Origin of the sequence: Roseovarius dicentrarchi (genome assembly GCF_003316635.1) — a bacterium.
Lineage (GTDB): Bacteria > Pseudomonadota > Alphaproteobacteria > Rhodobacterales > Rhodobacteraceae > Roseovarius > Roseovarius dicentrarchi.
The window spans coordinates 1-18,514 of the sequence record NZ_QNQP01000022.1; the positions used below are offsets into that span (position 1 = coordinate 1).

Here is an 18,514-nt window from a genome sequence, read left to right on the forward strand (position 1 = left end):
GCGATGACCAACCGTACCCAAGGCCCCCGGAGCTGTCCGGGAATTACCGAAATCCCTGTCCGGGATTTACCGAAACGCGTGTCCGGGAATTACTGAAATCCGTGTCCGGGAATTAGCGAAACCCGCAGACGGCAAGTGGTATCCGCTCTGGCTGCTGCGGGAGGCGAGCCTCGCTAAGAACGATCAGGAGATAGCGAAAACGCTTTGGGACCGGATGCTTGAGCGGATGGCATCCAAGCCAACAGGGTAAGAGAACTGATGAGCATACACGAAGAAACCGAAGCCGATACCCGCGCCGAGCGCATAGACCCCGTCCTTGCGGCGGCAGGCTGGGGGCAGGATGGTTCTAAGGTTCGACGTGAGGTCATCTGTCCAGGACGCATCCAGTCAGGCGGCAGGCGCGGCAAGGGTCTCTCCTGCGACTATGTACTTGAGTATCGCGGCCACAAGCTGGCGACGCTGGAGGCCAAGCGAGCGGGTCTCAGCCACCGGGAAGGCGTAGGTCAGACCAAAGACTACGCCCAGCGCCTCGGGTCCCGCTTTGCGTTCGCCTCAAACGGCCTCAAGTGGTTCCAGTGCGACATGGAGACAGGCGCTGAGAAAGATGACCTGTCTCTCCCCTTCCCATCACCAGATGATCTCTGGGATCGTACCTTCGGAGACCACAACGAGTGGCGTCTCCGCTTCGGAGAAGTCCCCTTTGAGACAGACGGTGGCAAGTGGGAGCCTCGCTACTACCAGCACAAGGCCATCATGGCGACGCTGGAGGCCATCGCTCAGGGACGGGACCGCATTCTCCTGACGCTTGCCACGGGCACAGGCAAGACCTCCATCGCCTTCCAGATTGCTTGGAAGCTGTTCCATGCGAAGTGGAGCCTCGAGCGGGAACCTGTGCGACGTCCCCACATCCTTTTTCTAGCTGACCGCAACATCCTCGCAGATCAGGCTTACAATGCCTTCTCCGCGTTCGATCCAACCGCTGTGACACGGATTGACCCAGCGACCCTCCGCAAGCGTGGAGGGAAACCCCCAAAAAACGCCAGCGTCTTCTTCACGATCTTCCAGACGTTCATGACCGGTGAGGGCGAGGCAACGTACGAAGGCTACCCGCAGGACTTCTTCGACTTCATCGTGATCGACGAGTGCCACCGAGGTGGAGCGCAAGATGAGAGCCAATGGCGGGGCATTCTCAACCACTTCTCCCCAGCAGTGCAGCTTGGACTGACCGCCACGCCAAAGCGCAAGCACAACGCCGACACCTATGGTTACTTTGGTGAGCCGGTCTACGAATACGCCCTCAAAGACGGTATCGAAGACGGCTTTCTCACCCCGTTCAAGGTGCGCCAGATGGCCAGTACCATCGACGAGTACGTCTACGACCCCGTGGATGAGGTGATCAAAGGGGAGGTAGAAGCAGGACAGACGTTCACCGAGGGGGACTTCAACCGCGTCATCGAGATACCGGAACGTGAGAAGAGCCGGGTCGAAGAGTTCATGTCCCAGATCGACCAGAGACAGAAGACGCTGGTATTCTGCGCAACACAACGACACGCAGCTCTTGTCCGAGAACTGATCAACCAAGTGAAGACGAGCGACGATCCGAACTACTGCCACAGGGTGACTGCCGACGACGGGAAGATCGGAGAGCAGCACCTCCGTAACTTCCAAGACAACGACAAGACCATCCCAACGGTCCTGACAACGTCGCAAAAGCTGTCTACCGGGGTCGATGCAAGGAATGTCCGCCACATCGTCCTAATGCGCCCCATTCGCTCCATGATCGAGTTCAAGCAGATCATCGGGCGAGGAACGCGGGTCTATGACGGGAAGGACTTCTTTACCGTCTGGGACTTCGTGAAGGCGCATGAGAACTTCGCTGATCCCGAATGGGATGGTCCCCCGCTGCCACCTGATGGACCACCACCGGATCGCAAAAAGAAAGACGAAGACGCAACCGACGATGATACTTCAGAAAAGGATGGTGACGATGACACCGGGGACAACTCCGGTGACACCTCGGACGATCCTCAAGAGAAACTCGTGGTGAAGCTGGCAGACGGCAAAGTGCGGCACATCCAGTACGTCAGGGCCACTTCCTACTGGGGTCCAGACGGGAAACCCATGTCAGCACGGGAGTTCCTCGAGCGGCTCTTCGGAGACCTCTCAAACATGGTGACCGATGAGGATGAACTACGAACCATCTGGAGCGACCCTGACAATCGTGAGCATTTCCTGACGCAGCTTGAGGAACATGGATACGATCAGGACCGGTTGGAGGACATTCGTCAACTCGTGGATGCTGCTGACAGCGATCTCTTCGACGTGCTGGCCTATGTCATGTACGCAAGCGACCCGAAGACGAGAACGGATCGTGCCGATAAGGTCAGGGAGGAGGGACTAAGCGACTTTCAAGAGGAAATGCGCGACCTTCTGAAGGGTATCCTCAAGGCCTACGAAGAGAACGGCGAGAGCGAACTGCGGACTAAGAAACTCGGACAGTACCTGACGGCTCGATATGGCAGCGTGAGTGAGAGCAAGACGAAGTTGGGCGAATTGAGTGCAGTGAAGGAAGCATTTCGAGCGGTGCAAAGAGGGCTATACCGCTCGTGAAACTGCAGTGGAAACGGTGGGGGCCTGGGGTGTGTCCCGGCTCGTTTTGGGCGCGATATCTCTGGAGCTTTATATGCGTCAGCCTTTCCGCCCTTCCCCCCGTCCGGGGTCGCGCGGCCCCCAAAGAATTATGGGGGTGGCCGGGGGAGTACTTGAGCAGCCCTACAGATAACCAAAAAGAAACCTCTCCTTATGTCTCATTTTTAACAAATGTCTTCAGGTTGTAGCTGACATTGCTGCCCTGATAATAACCACGCGACTTCAACTCGCCGGCGGTGACTTCGTTATCGCCGATGTTGAACAACAACAGCGCCTGAACGGCGTTGATATCCAGAACGCCGACACGTTCAAATTCATCCTTGATGACGTCCAGAAGCAACCGGTGCAGCCGTTCGACCAGCGCCAACGCGTCAAGATATCCGGACATAAATCCAAGATCAGTGCCGGGTGGCGCCATTGGGTTGTGCATGCTCATTTCCATCTCCGTACAAAACCTGTTCGGAAGGAAACTGACCCAAATTGCCGAATAATCGGTTAAATAAAGCGCGCAAATCGCACTTATCCTGTAAAATGCGATCTAGTTTCGATTGTCAGGCCGTGTCCGGGGTGGCTGCGATATCGCCGATCATGGCGCGATACTGCTCGGGCGCGGGCACCTGGCCACTGACCCACTGGTACAGGTCCTGATCGTTTTCCTCCAGCAAGGCATCATAGATATCCAGATCGGCATCGCTGAGCCCGTCCAGACGGGCAGCGGCATAGCGCGACATCAGAATGTCCATCTCGCGGATACCGCGCCGCATCGAGCGCATGGTCAGGCGGCGCAGGCGGGTGTCACGCGGCTCCGGCATCGTCATCCCTCAGTATTTCGTGCAGTTCTTCCTGAACACGGGCCAGCCGCTCGGATGCGAGCCGCATCTGTTCGGAAATATCGCGGATTTCGTCCATCAGCTGCCGACCACCACGAACGTAGGAATTGGCAATACCCGGATCACCCGGCCCATCCCCTTCGCCGGTGAGCAACCATAGAAGCGACACGTTCAGCAGCCCCGCCAGCATCGACAGGCGCATGGCACGCGGATCGCGCACATCGTTTTCCCAGTCGTCCATCGTCTTTTTCTTGACGCCCAGACGCTTGGCCAGTTCGGCCTGCGTCATTCCGGCCAGTTCGCGCGCGCCGGCCAGACGATCGCCGAACGTCGTAGCCTCGGGGTCAAACCATTCGTCCGGTGTATCAACACTCATAATGACGGTCCTTTGTTTGAACGTGCTTGAACCACGCCTTTGCGCAACCTAGAACACTCTGGTCCAGATTTCAAACCGGAGCCTTGCCATGACCACGCTGTCAAAGACATTGTCGCGCGTCAAACCGTCGCCCACCATCGCCGTCAGCACCATGGCCCGCGAGCTGAAAGAGGCCGGCCGCGACGTGATCGGCCTGGGCGCGGGCGAGCCGGATTTCGACACGCCCGAAAACATCCGCGAGGCCGCGAAACGCGCCATTGACGCCGGGAAAACGCGCTACACCGCCCCCGATGGCATTCCCGAGCTGAAGCAGGCCATCTGCGCCAAATTCAAGCGTGACAACAATCTGGACTACAAGCCTGCCCAGGTCAGCGTCGGCACCGGCGGCAAGCAGATCCTTTACAATGCCTTCATGGCGACGCTGAACCCCGGCGACGAGGTGGTGATTCCGGCGCCCTATTGGGTCAGCTACCCTGACATGGTCCTGCTGGCGGGCGGCGAGCCTGTGTTCGTCGAGGCGGGCATGGACACCGGATATAAAATCACCGGTGCGCAGCTTGAGGCGGCGATCACGCCGAAAACCAAGTGGTTCATCTTCAACTCCCCCTCCAACCCGACCGGCGCGGGCTATACCTGGGACGAATTGAAGGCGCTGACCGACGTGCTGCTGCGCCATCCGCATGTGATGATCATGACGGATGACATGTATGAACATCTGGTCTTCGGCGATTTCAAATTCTGCACCCCCGCCGAGGTGGAGCCGCAGCTGTATGACCGCACGCTGACCTGCAATGGCGTGTCCAAGGCCTATGCCATGACCGGCTGGCGCATAGGCTATGCCGCCGGGCCCGAGCAGATCATCACCGCCATGCGCCTGATCCAGAGCCAAAGCACCTCGAACCCCTGTTCGATCAGCCAGTGGGCGGCTGTCGAGGCGCTGAACGGCACGCAGGATTTCATCCCCAAGCATAACGGGATTTTCCAGCGCCGCCGCGATCTGGTGGTGTCCATGCTGAACGATGCCGAAGGCATTGAATGCCCGGTGCCGGAAGGCGCGTTTTACGTCTATCCTTCGATCAAGGGATGCATCGGCAAGGCAACTCCGGGCGGCACGAAAATCACCGATGACGAAACATTCGCGACCGCCCTGCTGGAGGATACCGGCGTGGCTGTCGTCTTTGGCGCCGCGTTCGGGCTGTCGCCTTATTTCCGCGTCAGCTATGCCACCTCGGACGAAACGCTGAAAGAGGCTTGCACGCGCATTCAGACCTTCTGCAAAAGCCTGAGCTAAGGGTCAGACATGTCCCCAGATCTGCCGCAATATTACTTCAGGGTGCGCGAAAACGGGGCGTTCGTGTTTCGCGTGGATACTGAAAACAGGCAGCGCCGGATCGACATGGATCAGATCGCGGTCGTCAACATCCGCAAGGGCGAAATCAAGGCCCATGGCGACCGCGAGCTCACGCAGCGCGATATGAGCGTCATCAGCGAATGGATGGCCGAGCGGCTGCAATTACAGGAATACCGCGATATCGACGATATCCACCGCGCGGTGGATTACCTGAACACCACCGCGCATTGGGTGCAGTCCAAAGCCACCGAAGAGCAGCTGGACGCGGTCACCGATGCGCTGCTTCTGGCGATGCATGATCTGCGCACCGTTCTGGTGCGCAAGAAGGCCGACAGGATACTGGCCGACGAGTGACCGGTCAGACGCCGGGCTGCCAGCGTCCGGTCCAGCGCCAGAACCGCAGCGCCAGCAGGGTCGAGGCCAGCGCCAGACCAATGGCCAGCCCGATCCAGATGCCAACCCCGCCCAGACCCAGCGGAAAGCCCAGGACGTAACTGGCCGGAATTCCTATGATCCAGTAACTGATCCCGGCAATGATCATCGGCGCGCGCGTATCGCGCACCGCCCGCAGCAGGCCCAGCGCCATCACCTGCCCCGCATCGGCCAGCTGGAAAATCGCCGCCGCCACCAGCAGCCCGCCGCCAACAGCCAGAACCGCAATACGGTCCGGGTCTGTCGGGCTGAGGAAGACGGACATCAACGGAACGGGCATCAGTACGAATGTCGCCGCCATGATCACTGCAAACGCGCCCGAAAGCCCGCCGGCCACCAGCGCCACCCGGCGCAGCGCCGCCCGGTCGCGCCGCCCAAAGGATTGCCCGGCGCGCACCGTCGCCGCATTGGACATGCCCAGATGCACCATGAATGTCAGCGACACCAGTTGCAGCGCGATCCCGTGCGCCGCCAGCGCGACGGTGCCCAGCCACCCCATCATAATGGATGACGCGGCAAACAGCCCCGTCTCCAACAGGTTGGTCACGCCGATCGGCCAGCCCAGACGCGCCACATCGCGCAGCGCCTCCCAATCGGGGCGCCAGACGCGCTGAAACATGGCGTGTTCGGACGTGGCAAAGGCCACATAGATGCATAATGCGGCCAGCGTCGCGCTGGTGACGCTGAGCGATGCGATGGCCGCGCCCCGCACGCCCATCTCGGGAAAGCCAAGATTGCCGAAAATCAGCGCGTAATTGACGCCTGCATTCAACACCACGCCCGCCAATGTCAGCCACAGCACAAGCTGGGTGCGCTCCAGCGCGGCCAGATAGGATTTCAGCACCATCACCAGCAGCGCCGGCACGATCACCCAGCCGGCAATGCCCAGATACTCCGCCGCCAGCGCTGCGGTTTGCGGATTCTGGTCCAGCGCCAGAAACAGCGCCTCGGATTGCACCATCAATGGCAGCACCAGCGCGGCATAGATCAACGACGCCCAGCACCCCATGCGCGTGATGCGCCGGACCTGGGTGTCATCGCCTGCCGCCACCGCCGTTGCCACCATCGGCATGACGGCAAACGCAAATCCCGACCCAAGAATAAAGATCGAAAAGAAAAACATATGCGCCAGAACCTGCGCCGCCAGCGCCTCGATGCTGAACCAACCCAGCATGATTGAATCCGTCAGGTGAATGGCCATCTGCGCCAGATGACTGCCAATCAACGGCAGGCCCAGCGCCAGAATCGACCGCGCATCGCGCCGGTATGACGGATGGCCGGACGCGTCGGCTGGATCGGGGATTTGGCGGCGTTGCATAGCGGTCTGTTTGCCTGTCAAAATCAGTTCGCCGCGCCCGGTCGCACGCGTGCCTTGTAGGCAAAGCGCCGGGCGTGCAGCAGGTATAGCGCGATAGAGCCGACAACGATTCCCCCGCCCAGCAGCATGGCCGGCGTCAGATCCTCGCCCAGCGCCAGCCAGACCCAGACGGGGCCCAGCACCGTCTCAAGCAATAGCAGCAGGCTGACATTCGATGCCGCCGTATAGCGCGACGCAAACGACAGCGACATGAACGAGACCGGCAGCACAACGCAGCCGGTCAGCGCAATGGCCCAGACTTTGCCATCCAGCATCTGCGCCGGGCCGGTTGCCGTGATGCCCGCCGCGCCGGCGCATAGCGCGCCGATCCCGATCAGCAGCGGAATGGGCAGCTGCGGATGGGCGCGCAACACGACAAAGTTCAGCGCCAGCATCGCCGCCACCCCCAGCCCCGCCAGCGCGCCAAAGATCACCGCGCCGGTCGGCGCCACAACGCCGCCACCGCCAAGAACGGCGATGCCGATCCCGGCGGCAACGGCGGCAATGGTGATCCACGTTGCGCGCGCTGTCCGCTCGCCCAAAAGCGCCCGTGCGAATAGCGCCGCAAAGATGGGCGTCGTGGCAACGCCGAACAACACGATGGCAACAGGCGCGCCGGCGATGCCCAACGAAAACAGGGACGAGTTGAAAAACTGGCACGCCACAATCGCGATGCCCGCGCCGCTGCCCAGCAGCGCCAGATCGGCGCGACGCCTGCGCGATACAGCCGCCCAGATCAACAGCAGCGCCGTGCCCATGAACAGCCCGCGCCAGCCCATCATCTGCGGCCCGTCCATACCCGACAGGCGCAGCAGCATCGCATCCGGCGTCAGCGCCAGCGCCCCGAACGCCGCCAGCCCAAGGCCGAAGGCGGGGTGCCGCCTCATGCGTCCAGCCAGCCGGGGATGTGGCCGATATCTGGCAGGACCGCATCGGCATGGGGCGCCAGCTCGGGTGCTTTTGCGATGCCGGTCAGCACACCCAGCGTATGCATGCCCGCCCGGCGTCCAGGGATCAGATCATGCGTGCTGTCGCCAACCATCGCCACCCGCGCAGGTGCCAGCCCCATCGCCTGCGCAAAGGCCAGCAGGCCGCCCGGCTGAGGTTTGGCGCCGTGGCCGCTGTCATATCCGGCGATGAAATCGAAATGCTCCAGCACGCCCGCGTTGCCCAGATGCGCACGCGCGCCAAATTCGGTGTCGTTCGTGACCAGTCCAAGTTTGATCCCGCGCGCGGCAAGCCCGGTCAGAAACGGGGCCAGCGGCACGGCGGGCGCCAGCGGCGCGCTGGCCGATGTCAGGCGGATCACGTCTTCGATCCGGGTGGCATCCGCGCCGGGTATGGCGCTGGCCAGCAGCTCGGCGCCCTCCCGGTTCGTCGCGCCGATCAGCGGGCTTTCGGGCAGAAAGCGGCCCTCTTTCAGGTCAAAATCCACGACGTCGGCCAAAGCATCGGCCGACACGTCATGTTCGGCGGCCAGACGGGCCAGCAGGCCGCGCGTCCAATCGGCCCAGGTCGTGTGAAAATCGAACAGCGTGCCGTCCTTGTCAAAGATGATCCCGCCGATATCGCGCCGGGCCGACAGGGCCGTCATGTCCAATGCTCCTGCTGTCCACCGGGCAGCGCGGCACGCGCGCGCATCGGCAAATCATTGGCCACGCCGGCAAAAGCGCAAAATTCGACCACCCATTCATCATTCATCATTAAGAAATCCAGCACCGCACCCAAAAACACCGGGTCGCCCGCGCCTCGCCTCAGATCATCCTCGCCCGCGCCGGTTGCGCCCATGAAAACAGGCAAAAGCTCGTCATGGGACAGCAGCCATCCCATACATTGCAAGGCGAGTGTTTCGGCGGATTCCCGCGTAATCGTCATAAGCTTAATAATCCCGGAAAGGTTTTCTTAACCACTTCCATGGATAGTTGGAGATTATAAAAGGGCAAGTGGGAAAGGGCGCGGCCCATGTCAGGCAAAATAATGATCATCGACGCAGTGGCGACCAACCGGATCGTTCTCAAGGTGAAACTGTCGGCGGCCCATTTTCAGGTGTCGCAGGCCCCTTCGGGCCGTGATGCGCTGGACATGGTGCGTGCGGTGCGGCCCGACCTGATCATCGTCGGGGCCGCCCTGCCGGATATGGCCTGCACCGACCTGATCGAGGCGCTGCGCACCGCGCCGGCCACGGCCCTCATCCCGGTTGTCGCGCTTTTGCCGGAAAACACAGCGAAGGCCCGCGTTGACGTGCTGAAGGCCGGCGCGGATGACGTGATCATCCAGCCCATAGACGAGCGGATCATGCTGGCCCGGCTGCGCGGCCTGCTTCGCCAGCATCACGCGCTTCAGGATATGCGCCTGAATGCCGGGTCCGACTGCGCCGCCGGCTTTGGCGAGGCGCAGGGCGGGTTTGACCGGCCCGGCCGCATCACGCTGCTGGGCGTCCATATGGCCGACGCGATGGCGCTGCGCACCCGCCTGCGCAGCGCCTGCCGCCACCAGATCACGGCACTCCGGGCCAGTGGCCCTGTCACGCAAACGCCGGGCGCCCCCCGCTGCGGATGTGTTCGTGCTGCTGATACCGGGCCGCGCGGGGGATGCCACGACCAGCGACAAGGCGCTGGAGCTGATGGCGGAATTGCGCGCCGCGCCCGAGGCAAGGCACAGCCGCATCGTGGCGCTGGTGCCGACGGGCTGCCATCCGCTGGCGGCAAGCCTGCTGGACATGGGCGCGAACGATGTCATCGTCGGGGATGCGGATCTGGGTGAATGGGCCCTGCGCATGACCCGCCAGATCCAGCGCAAGCAGGCCATTGACCAGCTGCGCACCCGGCTGCATGACGGGCTGCGCGCCGCGATGATTGACCCGCTGACCGGCCTTTACAACCGCCGCTTTGCGATGCCGTTCCTGCGCGAGCAGGTCACGACACGCGCGCCCGAGGCGCGGGAATTTGCCGTGATGGTGGCCGATCTGGATCACTTCAAACACATCAATGACACCCACGGCCACGCCACAGGCGACCGGGTTTTGTGCCATGTCGCCGATATTCTGGGCCAAAGCGTACGCGAAGGCGATCTGGTTGCCCGTATCGGCGGGGAGGAATTTCTGATCATCATGCCCGGCGCGGGCGGCGACGAGGCGCGCCGCACCGCCGACCTTCTGTGCCGCCAGATCGCCAATACCGCCATCATGCCCAAGGGCGAGGCGGGTCCGGTTCATGTCACGATCAGCATCGGTGTGGCGATGGGTCAGGGTGGCCAACCTTTGGACGCGGCCACCGGCACTCTGGATGCGCTGATGGATCAGGCCGATCGCGCCCTTTACCGGGCCAAGGCGCGCGGGCGCAACAATGTCACAATCAGCGCCCGCTCCGCTGCATGACCGCGCTTTGCATCTGCGCAAAAGACGCGGAATGCGGCGCAGGGTCTGCGCGGCAAATGCGCGCGTAAAGGTCCGGTCTGCGTGTTCCCCCTTTCTTTTTGACCGCCACTGCCCCAAATTGCCCGCAAACACGTTTTGAGGGTTTCATGACCGACCAGATCACCACCCAGGCCGCCGAGCGCGAGCTTTGGCCCGCGCTGCGCAAGGGCTTTCGCTGTAAATGCCCAAATTGCGGCTCGGGGCCGCTGCTGAAAAGCTACCTAAAGGTGCGTGACACATGCACCGTCTGCCGCGAGGATCTGTCGCAGCACCGTGCCGATGATGGTCCCGCCTATCTGACGATCCTTATCGTCGGCCATATCATGGCGCCCATGCTGCATATCGTGTTCGTTCAGTTCCGGCCCGAACCGCTGGTTTTGTTTACCATCTTTGCCATTGGCTGCGTCGGCCTGTCGCTCTATCTTCTGCCACGGCTGAAGGGCGCGGTTGTCGGCTTTCAATGGGCGCGGCAGATGCACGGATTTGGCACCAGCGCCTGAGCGCGTCTGATCGGCAATGGGGGGCGCGATGTCTGTTAAATCACCGCAGATCCGCGATGCGGCAACCGTCATTGCATTGCGCCGGGACGGCGCGGAACGCCAGGTTTTGATGGGGCAACGGGGCGCGCAGGCTGCGTTCATGCCCCGCAAATTCGTCTTTCCCGGCGGCGCTGTCGATCCCGGCGATGCCGCCGTGCCGCTGGCGGCCCCGCTGCCCGGCCTGTGCGCGGCGCGGCTGGACGAGGACAGCGCGCCGGGCCTTGCCCCGGCGCTGGCGGCGGCGGCCATTCGCGAATTGTGGGAGGAATCGGGCCTGATCATCGGGCGCCCCGGCCAGTGGGCCGGACCCGTTCCCGAGGATTGGACAGAGTTCGCCGCGCGCGGCTTTGTCCCCGATGCCAGCGCGCTGCAATTTGTGTTCCGCGCGATCACGCCGCCGGGGCATCCCCGCCGGTTTGACGCGCGGTTTTTCCTGATCGACGCGGACCGCATCGCAGGCGATCCAACGGATTTCAGCGCCGCCAGCGAAGAGTTGTCGCACCTGCAATGGGTGCCCCTGCCCGACGCGCGCCGGTTTGACCTGCCCTTCATAACAGAGGTCGTGCTGGCCGAAGTGGCCGCGCGCGCCGATGGCGCGCCGCCGCCCGCATCCGTCCCCTTCTTTCGCAACGACGACGAGGAAAGCCTGTTTTTGCGCCTGCGCGGCCAAGGATCGCTGGACCAGTTGAAGTAGGCCCACCATGGGCGTCGCGGCGCCCCTCAGCGCCACGATCGGTCAGGCATGCGTTCGCCCCCAGGCGATACGGGACCAGATCCGCTCGTACAGAACATAAAGGCTCAGGCCGATGACGGTGTTCACCAGCGCCATTAGCCCGCCAGTTCCCGCAGATCCGGTCATGGCATAGCCGACAAGGCTCATCACCAGTAACCCGTTCAGGTTCCAGATGATCGCTTTGACAAATGTGCGGCGCGGGCGTTCCATAAATCCTCCAAATTGATGCATTACAGGGCCTTGGTAGCCTGACAGCGGCAGGATGAGCATTCCGTATGCAGTTAACATTTCCCTGCATTGGTGATAAAGATCACCAATGATGGTAAAAACTGACAAACGCGCCCGCGCCACCCTGTTCCGGTCCCGCCTGCGCGAGGCGATGGGAACCAAACGCATGAGCCAAAGCGCGCTGGCCCGCGCCATCGGCGTTGACCGCTCGACCGTGTCGCAACTGCTCGGCGGTGCGGGCGCGCGTCTGCCCAATGCGCAGGTCGTCGGGGAATGTGCGCGCAGCCTTGGCATTTCTGCCGACTGGCTGTTGGGTCTGACGGACCGGCCCGAGACGGCAAGCGACATCTTGGCCAATTCGCTGTCCCTGACCGAAGCGCCGCGCGCCGCCGTCGATGCGCAGATCTTTGACTGGCACAAGGAGGCGGCGGGCTATAAAATACGCCATGTCCCGGCCGCGATGCCCGATATGCTGAAAACGCGCGCGATGCTGGAATGGGAATACGCACCGCATCTGGGCCGCAGCACCGATCAGGTGATCGGCGCGTCCGAGGATCGTCTGGACTGGATGCGCAGTGCACAATCCGATTACGAAATCGCCATGCCGCTGTATGAACTGCACAGTTTCGTGCGGGCCGAGGGCTATTATCACGGCCTGCCGCTGGACGTGCGCCGCGCGCAGATCGCGCGGCTGGTGGACGTCACGCAGCAGCTTTATCCCCGTTTGCGGCTGTCGCTGTTTGACGCGCGCCGTGTCTATTCGGCGCCCGTCACCATCTTTGGCCCGCTTCTGGCGGTGCTGTATATCGGGCGCAATTACATGGCCTTCCGCGATACTGAACGGGTGCAGGCCCTGACCGGGCATTTCGATCACCTTGTGCGCGAGGCATCGGTATCGGGCCGCGAGATGCCCACATATCTGCGCGATCTCGCGGGCGATATCCGCACCTGAAATCCGCGGTCAGTAGGGCATGGGATGCGCCCGGTGGGCGGCCGCAATTTCGTCCATGACGGCGTCGCCAAGCGTGATATCCGCCGCCCCCAGCGCCAGATCCAGCTGCGCCATGGTCGTTGCGCCAAAGATGGACGAGGTCACGAAGGGCCGCGTCAACGTCCAGGCCAGCGCCATTTGCACCGGGTCCAGATCATGGCGCGCGGCGATGTCCAAGTAGGCCTGCACGGCGGCATAGACCTGCGGCGTCGCGCGCCCGCCCAGATCGCTGATAATCGACATGCGCGAGCCGCCGGGCACCGCGCCGCCCTGATATTTGCCCGACAAAAGGCCGGTCGCAAGCGGGGAAAACGCCAGCAGGCCAACATCCTCATGCGCGCTCAACTCGGCCATATCGGTGTCATAGAGGCGACACAGCAGCGAATATTCGTTCTGAACACTGGCCACACGCGGCCAGCCATGCGCCTCGGCCAGCCGCAAAAACTGCGCCGTGCCCCACGCGCTTTCATTCGACAGGCCAACATGGCGGATGGTGCCACGTGCGACCTCGGCGGCCAGCGCCTCCAGCGTTTCGGCCATATCGTCCAGCACGGCGGCGGTATCCTGCCCCGAGGGATCATAATCCCAGTTCTGGCGAAACATGTAGCTGCCGCGATTGGGCCAGTGCAGCTGATACAGATCGATATGATCGGTCTGCATCCGCTTCAGCGATCCCTCAACAGCCTGCCGCACGCCGTCTGCGTTGATCGGCCCGCCGCCGCGCACATAGGACATGCCCGGCCCGTTGATCTTGCTGGCGATGATGACATCATCACGCCGCCCGGTTGCGGCCAGCCATGTGCCGATGATCTCTTCGGTGCGGCCTTGGGTTTCGGCGGTCTTGGGCGTGACGGGATACATCTCGGCCGTGTCGATAAAGTTGATGCCACGCTCCAGCGCGCGGTCGATCTGGGCGTGTCCTTCGGCCTCGGTGTTCTGGCTGCCCCAGGTCATCGAGCCAAGGCACAGCTCGGACACCATCAGGCCGGTACGGCCAAGCGGGTTCATCTTCATCGCGCAAAATCCTTTCATCTTTTGCGCGCAAGGTAACCTGTTCACCGGCGGCGTCACGCGCAAAATGGGATTGAGAACATTTAGGGAACACGCTATCTTATTTCCATGAGCGTCCTTCCGAATCTTCACCCGCAGACCACGCGCCCCGCCTTGCCCGTGCTGGGTGATCTGGCCCTGCCGCTGGCCCGCCTGCACGAGGCATGCGGCGCCGCGCGCTATACCTTTGCGATGATCGTCGCGGCAGCCACCCAAGGGCCGGTGCTGTGGATCGCGCCGCCGTGGCAGGGCGCGGCGCTGAACCCGGACGGCATCATCGCCTTTACCGGGCCAGAGCGTATCATCTGGATTGCTCCCGACCGCCCCACCGATATGCTATGGACGCTGGAGGAGGCATTGCGCAGCGGCGCCGCGCCGTTGGTCGTGGCCGACCTGCCCGGCCCGCCCGGCCTGACACCTGTGCGCCGCCTGCATCTGGCCGCAGAAACGGGGGCCGAAACGGGCAAAATCGCCCCGCTGGGCCTGATCCTGACGCCTGGCACAGGCGGCGCGCCGGGGGTCGAGACACGCTGGCACATGGCCCCGGCCCACACACCCGGCGCGCGCGGCTGGACCCTGACGCGCGCCCGCGCCCGTACCGCGCCGCCCGCCCGCTGGCATCTGAGCGGCGCGCCCGGACGCTGGACCATGACCAAGGCCGAAATGGCGGCCTAGCCCCGCCGCAGCATCTGAAACGCCATCGAGGCAGCCCACCCGGCAGCAATGGCGATGGCCAGCGACATCAGGCCGTAGATCATCGCATTCTCGCGCGACAGCTCGAACAGCCACCGCTCCATTCCGACTTTGCGCACATCAATCACCGTATCATATTTTGACACCACATTGCCGTTGCGGGTCAGGAAAATACGGGTGACATAGGCGCCTTCGGCCAGGTTGGACGGCAAATCGACGGACGTGCGAAACAGCGTCTGCTCTGACAGCTCGACCGCGTTTTCGCGCATCTGGTAGGCGCCGCTGCGGGTGCGAATGCGGATGACCGCATCCGTGAAATCCTGCGCATTTTCAACGGTGCTGGGCGCCCCGACCGACCGGATCGCGCGCGGGATCGAGATTTTGTGGCGCAGATCCTCGACCTGCGTCAGCACGTTCTCCCATGCTCCGCTGGTGGCCACCGCATAAAAGCTGGGCGCGCTGTCCACCTCCACCGCGTCCACGTTGACCCAGATGCCAAAGCGCCGCTCCTTGCGGCGCACATCCAGCGGCTGACTGGGCCCGGCGATGGTGACAACCACGCCCAGCTCATCGGGCGGGATCGGGATCTCGCGCTTGATCGCGCCGAACAGCAGAATTTCCGAACCGCTAAAGGTGGTATCAATCGACACGCTGTTCTGGCTGAGGCCCAGAACCACCTCCTCGGCCCGCGCGGGCAGCACGGCCAGCAACAGCAACAGCGCGGCCAGGTGTACCCTCATGGCGTGCCCGCGCTGCTGATCGAATACACCTCGCGCGGCTCCAGCAGCAGGTCCAGCCCCAGCTTGAAACACACTGCCAGCACCAGAATGGCCAGCAGGATGCGCAGCTGTTCGGCCTTCATCCGGCTGCCGATCCGCGTGCCGAACTGCGCGCCGATCACGCCGCCCACCAGCAGCATCACCGCCAGCACAACATCCACGATCTGGCTGCTGACCGCATGCAGCATCGTGGTAAATGCCGCAACAAAGATGATCTGAAACAGCGATGTTCCGATCACCACCTTGGTCGGCATTCCCAGCAGATAGATCATCGCCGGCACCATGATGAACCCGCCGCCAACCCCCATGATCGCCGCCAGAACACCCACCGCCACCCCGACCAGAAGGGGCGGGATGACGCTGATATAAAGGCCCGAGGCGCGAAACCGCATCTTGAGCGGCAGCTTTTGAATCCAGGTGTGTTTCTTGCGCTTTGTCGCAGGCTTGCCGCCGCGCGCCCGGCGAATGGCGCGCAGGCTTTCGACAAACATCAGCCCGCCGATGATGCCCAGAAACACCACGTAAAACAGCGTGACCAGCAGATCGACCTGACCCAGCGCCTTGAGATAATTGAACAGCATGACGCCCAGCCCGGCGCCGAAAAGCCCCCCGATCAGCAGGACGGTTCCCATCCTCAGATCGACGGCGCGCCGCTTGAAATGTGCCAGAACGGCCGAAAACGACGACGCAACGATCTGGTTCGCGCCCGTTGCAACGGCCACGGCAGGGGGAATACCGATGAAAAACAGCAGCGGCGTCATCAAGAAACCGCCGCCCACACCAAACATGCCCGACAGCACGCCCACCAGCCCGCCAAGGCCCAGCAGCAAAAATGCGTTAACCGATACTTCGGCAATGGGGAGGTAAATCTGCATCACCTTTGGTAGCCCCCAATCCGGCGGCTTGGCAAGCGTCCAGCGCCGCTACCCGTCAGGCGCGCAACATTTTCTCCATCAAAAGCGCGTCTACGGGCGGGCCATCTGCGCGCGCGTAATACCCGGCGCGCCGCCCCGTCTGAACATATCCGGCGCGCAGATACAGCGCATGAGCGGCGCCATTATCGGCGGCAACCTCCAGAAACTGCCGTTCCGCGCCGCGCAGGGCAACGCCGGCCTCAACCTGCGCCAGCAGCGCCGCTGCAATGCCCTGCCTGCGATGCGCAGGGTCGGTCGCCAGCGTCAGCAACTCGGCCTCACCGGCGATCACGCGCGACAGGGCAAACCCATTCGGCGCGGCGCTAACGCATGTAAAGGGCGACGCGAGCAGGTCCGCAAACTCCGCTACGCTCCAGCCGCGGCCCTGCCCGTCAAAGGCGCGGCTGTGCAGGCGGGCCAGATCCTCAGCCGCGGGACTCAAGCATCACCGGCGGCGCATCACGCGCGGGCGCCGCATCCGCCGCGCGCAGATATAGCGGCGCAGGCGCCGCGCCGGGCGTTGCAGCGGCCGCCAGACAGGCAATCCGGCGGGCCATTTCGCCGGCCTGCGGCGGATAGCGCAGCGGCAAATCCATCGCTTCGGCCTCGGCCACCGGTATCAACGCCCGGCTGCCGTTCGGCGCTTGAATATAAACGTGATCGCGCGGCGCCGGGATGGCAGCGATATGCGGCGCCGTATCATCCATCGAAATCACCTCAAACCCGGTGACCCCAATCGCCGGGATCTCCAGCGCCAGCGCCAGCCCGCGCGCAGCAGACACAGCGATACGGATACCGGTAAAGTTGCCCGGCCCCACGCCGACACCAATACGCACCAGATCGCCCCAGCCAATCCCCGCCTCGGCCAGCGCTTCCTCCACCAGCGGCATCAGACGCTCCGCCTGCCCGCGCGTCATCTCCTCGGCTCGCACCGCGACAACCTGCGAGCCACACAGCAAAGCGGCCGCGCAATGCGCGGCCGACGTGTCAAAGCCCAGAATATACGCGTCAGACACCGACAGGACGCACTTCGGTCACTTCAGGGATGTAGTGACGCAACAGGTTCTCGATCCCCATTTTCAGCGTGATGGTCGAGGACGGGCACCCGGCGCACGCGCCCTGCATGTGCAGATAAACGATGCCGCGATCAAACCCGTGAAACGTGATATCACCGCCGTCCTGCGCCACGGCAGGGCGAACACGTGTATCCAGCAATTCCTTGATCTGATTGACAATCTCGCCATCCTCGCCGGTATGCTCGGAATGACCGGACGGGGCTGTGCCACCGTCTTTCATCACCGGCAATCCAGACTGGAAATGCTCCATGATCGCGCCCAGAAGGGCCGGCTTGATGTGATCCCACTCGGCCGCGTCAACCTTTGTGACCGTCACAAAATCGCTGCCAAAGAAGACCCCGGTGACACCCTCCACCGCGAACAGCCGGGTCGCCAGCGGCGATGCACCCGCATTTTCGGGCGATGGAAAATCGGCCGTGCCTGTCGGCAGAACGCTCTGACCGGGAAGAAACTTGAGCGTTGCCGGATTTGGCGTGGATTCGGTCTGAATGAACATGGGACACCCCCTCGTATTTGCTCCAACAGCATATGCGCCCCGGCCGGACCAGAGTCAAGGTTTGGAACCATTCTAAACTGCGCGCCCTGTTTCTTCTTGCGCCAAATATCCCCGCCGGAGGCTGAAAATTCGCAGAATTTTCATATCCGTCAGGTGATCATCTCCAGCCGGTCCTTGCTCAGATCACCCGGAACGATGGTGATCGGTATCGGCAAACTCCCCGCCCCGCGGCTGAGCTGGCTCACCAGCGGGCCGGGACCGCCGCGATCTGCCGACGCGCCCAGCACCAGAACACCCACGTTCGGATCTTCGGAAATCTGCGCGATGATTTCGGCCACAACCTCGCCCTCGCGGATGACCAGTTCGGGGTTGATGCCCTGCTTGTCGCGCATCCACTTGGCAAAGACTTCGAAATGCGCCTCGATCCGCTCGCGCTGTTCCTCGCGCATGATGTCGCCAACGCCAATCCAGTGGTTAAAATCCTCGGGCGGGATAATGGACAGGATGGTCACGCCGCCCTGGGTATTGGCGGCGCGCATCGCGGCAAAACGCATCGCGTTAAGACATTCGCGGCTATCGTCCAGCACTACCATGAATTTACGCAT

23 protein-coding genes and 1 pseudogene are annotated in these 18,514 nt (G+C 62.8%); 9 read left to right on the plus strand and 15 right to left on the minus strand.

The features are described 5' to 3' along the window. Window positions 1-258: 258 nt before the first annotated feature. Complete coding sequence (gene hsdR / locus DQ230_RS13800) at window positions 259-2,610, plus strand: EcoAI/FtnUII family type I restriction enzme subunit R (protein ID WP_113913196.1); 2,352 nt, start codon at window positions 259-261, stop codon at window positions 2,608-2,610. A gap of 202 nt (window positions 2,611-2,812) precedes the next feature. Here the strand turns inward: hsdR and DQ230_RS13805 are convergent. The 3 genes and pseudogenes from DQ230_RS13805 to DQ230_RS13815 form a co-directional block, all read right to left on the minus strand. Then, window positions 2,813-3,091, minus strand: a pseudogene (locus DQ230_RS13805) (MarR family transcriptional regulator); the annotation flags it as partial. Window positions 3,092-3,200: 109 nt separating this feature from the next. Continuing rightward, window positions 3,201-3,461 carry a succinate dehydrogenase assembly factor 2 gene (locus DQ230_RS13810; protein ID WP_113913245.1) on the minus strand — a complete coding sequence of 87 codons (261 nt, stop codon included), beginning with the start codon at window positions 3,459-3,461 and terminating at the stop codon, window positions 3,201-3,203. Then, a complete protein-coding gene (locus DQ230_RS13815; RefSeq protein ID WP_113913197.1) occupies window positions 3,445-3,855 on the minus strand; it encodes a helix-turn-helix domain-containing protein in 411 nt (136 codons plus the stop codon). Before DQ230_RS13815 ends, DQ230_RS13810 begins: the two co-directional genes overlap by 17 nt. Before the next feature lie 88 nt (window positions 3,856-3,943). Between DQ230_RS13815 and DQ230_RS13820 the strand changes: the two genes are divergently transcribed. Both DQ230_RS13820 and DQ230_RS13825 read left to right on the plus strand, forming a co-directional pair. Then, on the plus strand, window positions 3,944-5,146 hold the full coding sequence (locus DQ230_RS13820; RefSeq protein ID WP_113913198.1) for a pyridoxal phosphate-dependent aminotransferase: 1,203 nt from the start codon (window positions 3,944-3,946) through the stop codon (window positions 5,144-5,146). Window positions 5,147-5,155: 9 nt separating this feature from the next. Then, window positions 5,156-5,560, plus strand: coding sequence for a hypothetical protein (locus tag DQ230_RS13825; RefSeq protein ID WP_113913199.1), 405 nt, complete (start codon window positions 5,156-5,158; stop codon window positions 5,558-5,560). Between the two features lie 4 nt (window positions 5,561-5,564). On the opposite strand, the gene DQ230_RS13830 is transcribed toward DQ230_RS13825, so the two are convergent. The 4 genes from DQ230_RS13830 to DQ230_RS13845 are packed head-to-tail and all read right to left on the minus strand — an operon-like array spanning window position 5,565 to window position 8,870. Beyond that, window positions 5,565-6,956 (minus strand): MATE family efflux transporter, encoded by a 1,392-nt coding sequence (locus tag DQ230_RS13830; protein ID WP_113913200.1) that lies wholly within the window; start codon window positions 6,954-6,956, stop codon window positions 5,565-5,567. 23 nt (window positions 6,957-6,979) lie between these two features. Then, complete coding sequence (locus DQ230_RS13835; protein ID WP_113913201.1) at window positions 6,980-7,882, minus strand: DMT family transporter; 903 nt, start codon at window positions 7,880-7,882, stop codon at window positions 6,980-6,982. Beyond that, window positions 7,879-8,589 (minus strand): HAD family hydrolase, encoded by a 711-nt coding sequence (locus tag DQ230_RS13840; RefSeq protein WP_113913202.1) that lies wholly within the window; start codon window positions 8,587-8,589, stop codon window positions 7,879-7,881. Before DQ230_RS13840 ends, DQ230_RS13835 begins: the two co-directional genes overlap by 4 nt. After that, the gene (locus DQ230_RS13845; RefSeq protein WP_113913203.1) at window positions 8,586-8,870 is read right to left on the minus strand and encodes a DUF3572 domain-containing protein; all 285 of its coding nucleotides are present in this window, start codon (window positions 8,868-8,870) and stop codon (window positions 8,586-8,588) included. Before DQ230_RS13845 ends, DQ230_RS13840 begins: the two co-directional genes overlap by 4 nt. A gap of 87 nt (window positions 8,871-8,957) precedes the next feature. Here DQ230_RS13845 and DQ230_RS17395 point away from each other — a divergent pair, with 87 nt between their 5' ends. The 4 genes from DQ230_RS17395 (at window position 8,958) to DQ230_RS13865 (ending at window position 11,643) form a co-directional block, all read left to right on the plus strand. Then, window positions 8,958-9,758 (plus strand): response regulator, encoded by an 801-nt coding sequence (locus DQ230_RS17395; RefSeq protein ID WP_113913246.1) that lies wholly within the window; start codon window positions 8,958-8,960, stop codon window positions 9,756-9,758. Between the two features lie 88 nt (window positions 9,759-9,846). Beyond that, complete coding sequence (locus tag DQ230_RS17400) at window positions 9,847-10,371, plus strand: GGDEF domain-containing protein (protein ID WP_275263549.1); 525 nt, start codon at window positions 9,847-9,849, stop codon at window positions 10,369-10,371. Between the two features lie 146 nt (window positions 10,372-10,517). Beyond that, the gene (locus tag DQ230_RS13860; protein ID WP_113913205.1) at window positions 10,518-10,910 is read left to right on the plus strand and encodes a DUF983 domain-containing protein; all 393 of its coding nucleotides are present in this window, start codon (window positions 10,518-10,520) and stop codon (window positions 10,908-10,910) included. 28 nt (window positions 10,911-10,938) lie between these two features. Further along, on the plus strand, window positions 10,939-11,643 hold the full coding sequence (locus tag DQ230_RS13865; protein WP_113913206.1) for an NUDIX hydrolase: 705 nt from the start codon (window positions 10,939-10,941) through the stop codon (window positions 11,641-11,643). 42 nt (window positions 11,644-11,685) lie between these two features. Here the strand turns inward: DQ230_RS13865 and DQ230_RS13870 are convergent, their stop codons facing one another. Then, window positions 11,686-11,892, minus strand: a complete 207-nt coding sequence (locus tag DQ230_RS13870) for a DUF2061 domain-containing protein (RefSeq protein WP_113913247.1) — start codon at window positions 11,890-11,892, stop codon at window positions 11,686-11,688. A gap of 106 nt (window positions 11,893-11,998) precedes the next feature. On the opposite strand from DQ230_RS13870, the gene DQ230_RS13875 reads away from it, so the two are divergent. Beyond that, window positions 11,999-12,862 carry a helix-turn-helix domain-containing protein gene (locus DQ230_RS13875; RefSeq protein WP_113913207.1) on the plus strand — a complete coding sequence of 288 codons (864 nt, stop codon included), beginning with the start codon at window positions 11,999-12,001 and terminating at the stop codon, window positions 12,860-12,862. A 9-nt stretch (window positions 12,863-12,871) separates the two neighbouring features. On the opposite strand, the gene DQ230_RS13880 is transcribed toward DQ230_RS13875, so the two are convergent. Next, complete coding sequence (locus DQ230_RS13880; RefSeq protein WP_113913208.1) at window positions 12,872-13,915, minus strand: aldo/keto reductase; 1,044 nt, start codon at window positions 13,913-13,915, stop codon at window positions 12,872-12,874. 105 nt (window positions 13,916-14,020) lie between these two features. Here DQ230_RS13880 and DQ230_RS13885 point away from each other — a divergent pair, with 105 nt between their 5' ends. Beyond that, on the plus strand, window positions 14,021-14,626 hold the full coding sequence (locus tag DQ230_RS13885) for an ImuA family protein (protein WP_113913209.1): 606 nt from the start codon (window positions 14,021-14,023) through the stop codon (window positions 14,624-14,626). On the opposite strand, the gene DQ230_RS13890 is transcribed toward DQ230_RS13885, so the two are convergent. The 6 genes from DQ230_RS13890 to DQ230_RS13915 all read right to left on the minus strand — a co-directional run bounded on the left by DQ230_RS13890 (window position 14,623) and on the right by DQ230_RS13915 (window position 18,514). After that, entirely contained in the window at window positions 14,623-15,384 is a 762-nt protein-coding gene (locus DQ230_RS13890; RefSeq protein ID WP_113913210.1) for a TIGR02186 family protein, read from the minus strand. The genes DQ230_RS13885 and DQ230_RS13890 overlap by 4 nt on opposite strands. Continuing rightward, window positions 15,381-16,298, minus strand: a complete 918-nt coding sequence (locus tag DQ230_RS13895) for a sulfite exporter TauE/SafE family protein (protein WP_113913211.1) — start codon at window positions 16,296-16,298, stop codon at window positions 15,381-15,383. Before DQ230_RS13895 ends, DQ230_RS13890 begins: the two co-directional genes overlap by 4 nt. A 55-nt stretch (window positions 16,299-16,353) precedes the next feature. Next, complete coding sequence (locus tag DQ230_RS13900; protein ID WP_113913212.1) at window positions 16,354-16,779, minus strand: GNAT family N-acetyltransferase; 426 nt, start codon at window positions 16,777-16,779, stop codon at window positions 16,354-16,356. Then, window positions 16,763-17,353: a tRNA (adenosine(37)-N6)-threonylcarbamoyltransferase complex dimerization subunit type 1 TsaB gene (gene tsaB, locus DQ230_RS13905; protein WP_113913213.1), complete on the minus strand. Its 591-nt coding sequence runs from the start codon at window positions 17,351-17,353 to the stop codon at window positions 16,763-16,765. Before tsaB ends, DQ230_RS13900 begins: the two co-directional genes overlap by 17 nt. Beyond that, the gene (locus tag DQ230_RS13910; protein WP_113913214.1) at window positions 17,346-17,909 is read right to left on the minus strand and encodes a NifU family protein; all 564 of its coding nucleotides are present in this window, start codon (window positions 17,907-17,909) and stop codon (window positions 17,346-17,348) included. The genes tsaB and DQ230_RS13910 overlap by 8 nt, the downstream gene beginning before the upstream one ends. Window positions 17,910-18,058: 149 nt before the next feature. Further along, window positions 18,059-18,514 (minus strand): universal stress protein, encoded by a 456-nt coding sequence (locus DQ230_RS13915; RefSeq protein ID WP_113913248.1) that lies wholly within the window; start codon window positions 18,512-18,514, stop codon window positions 18,059-18,061.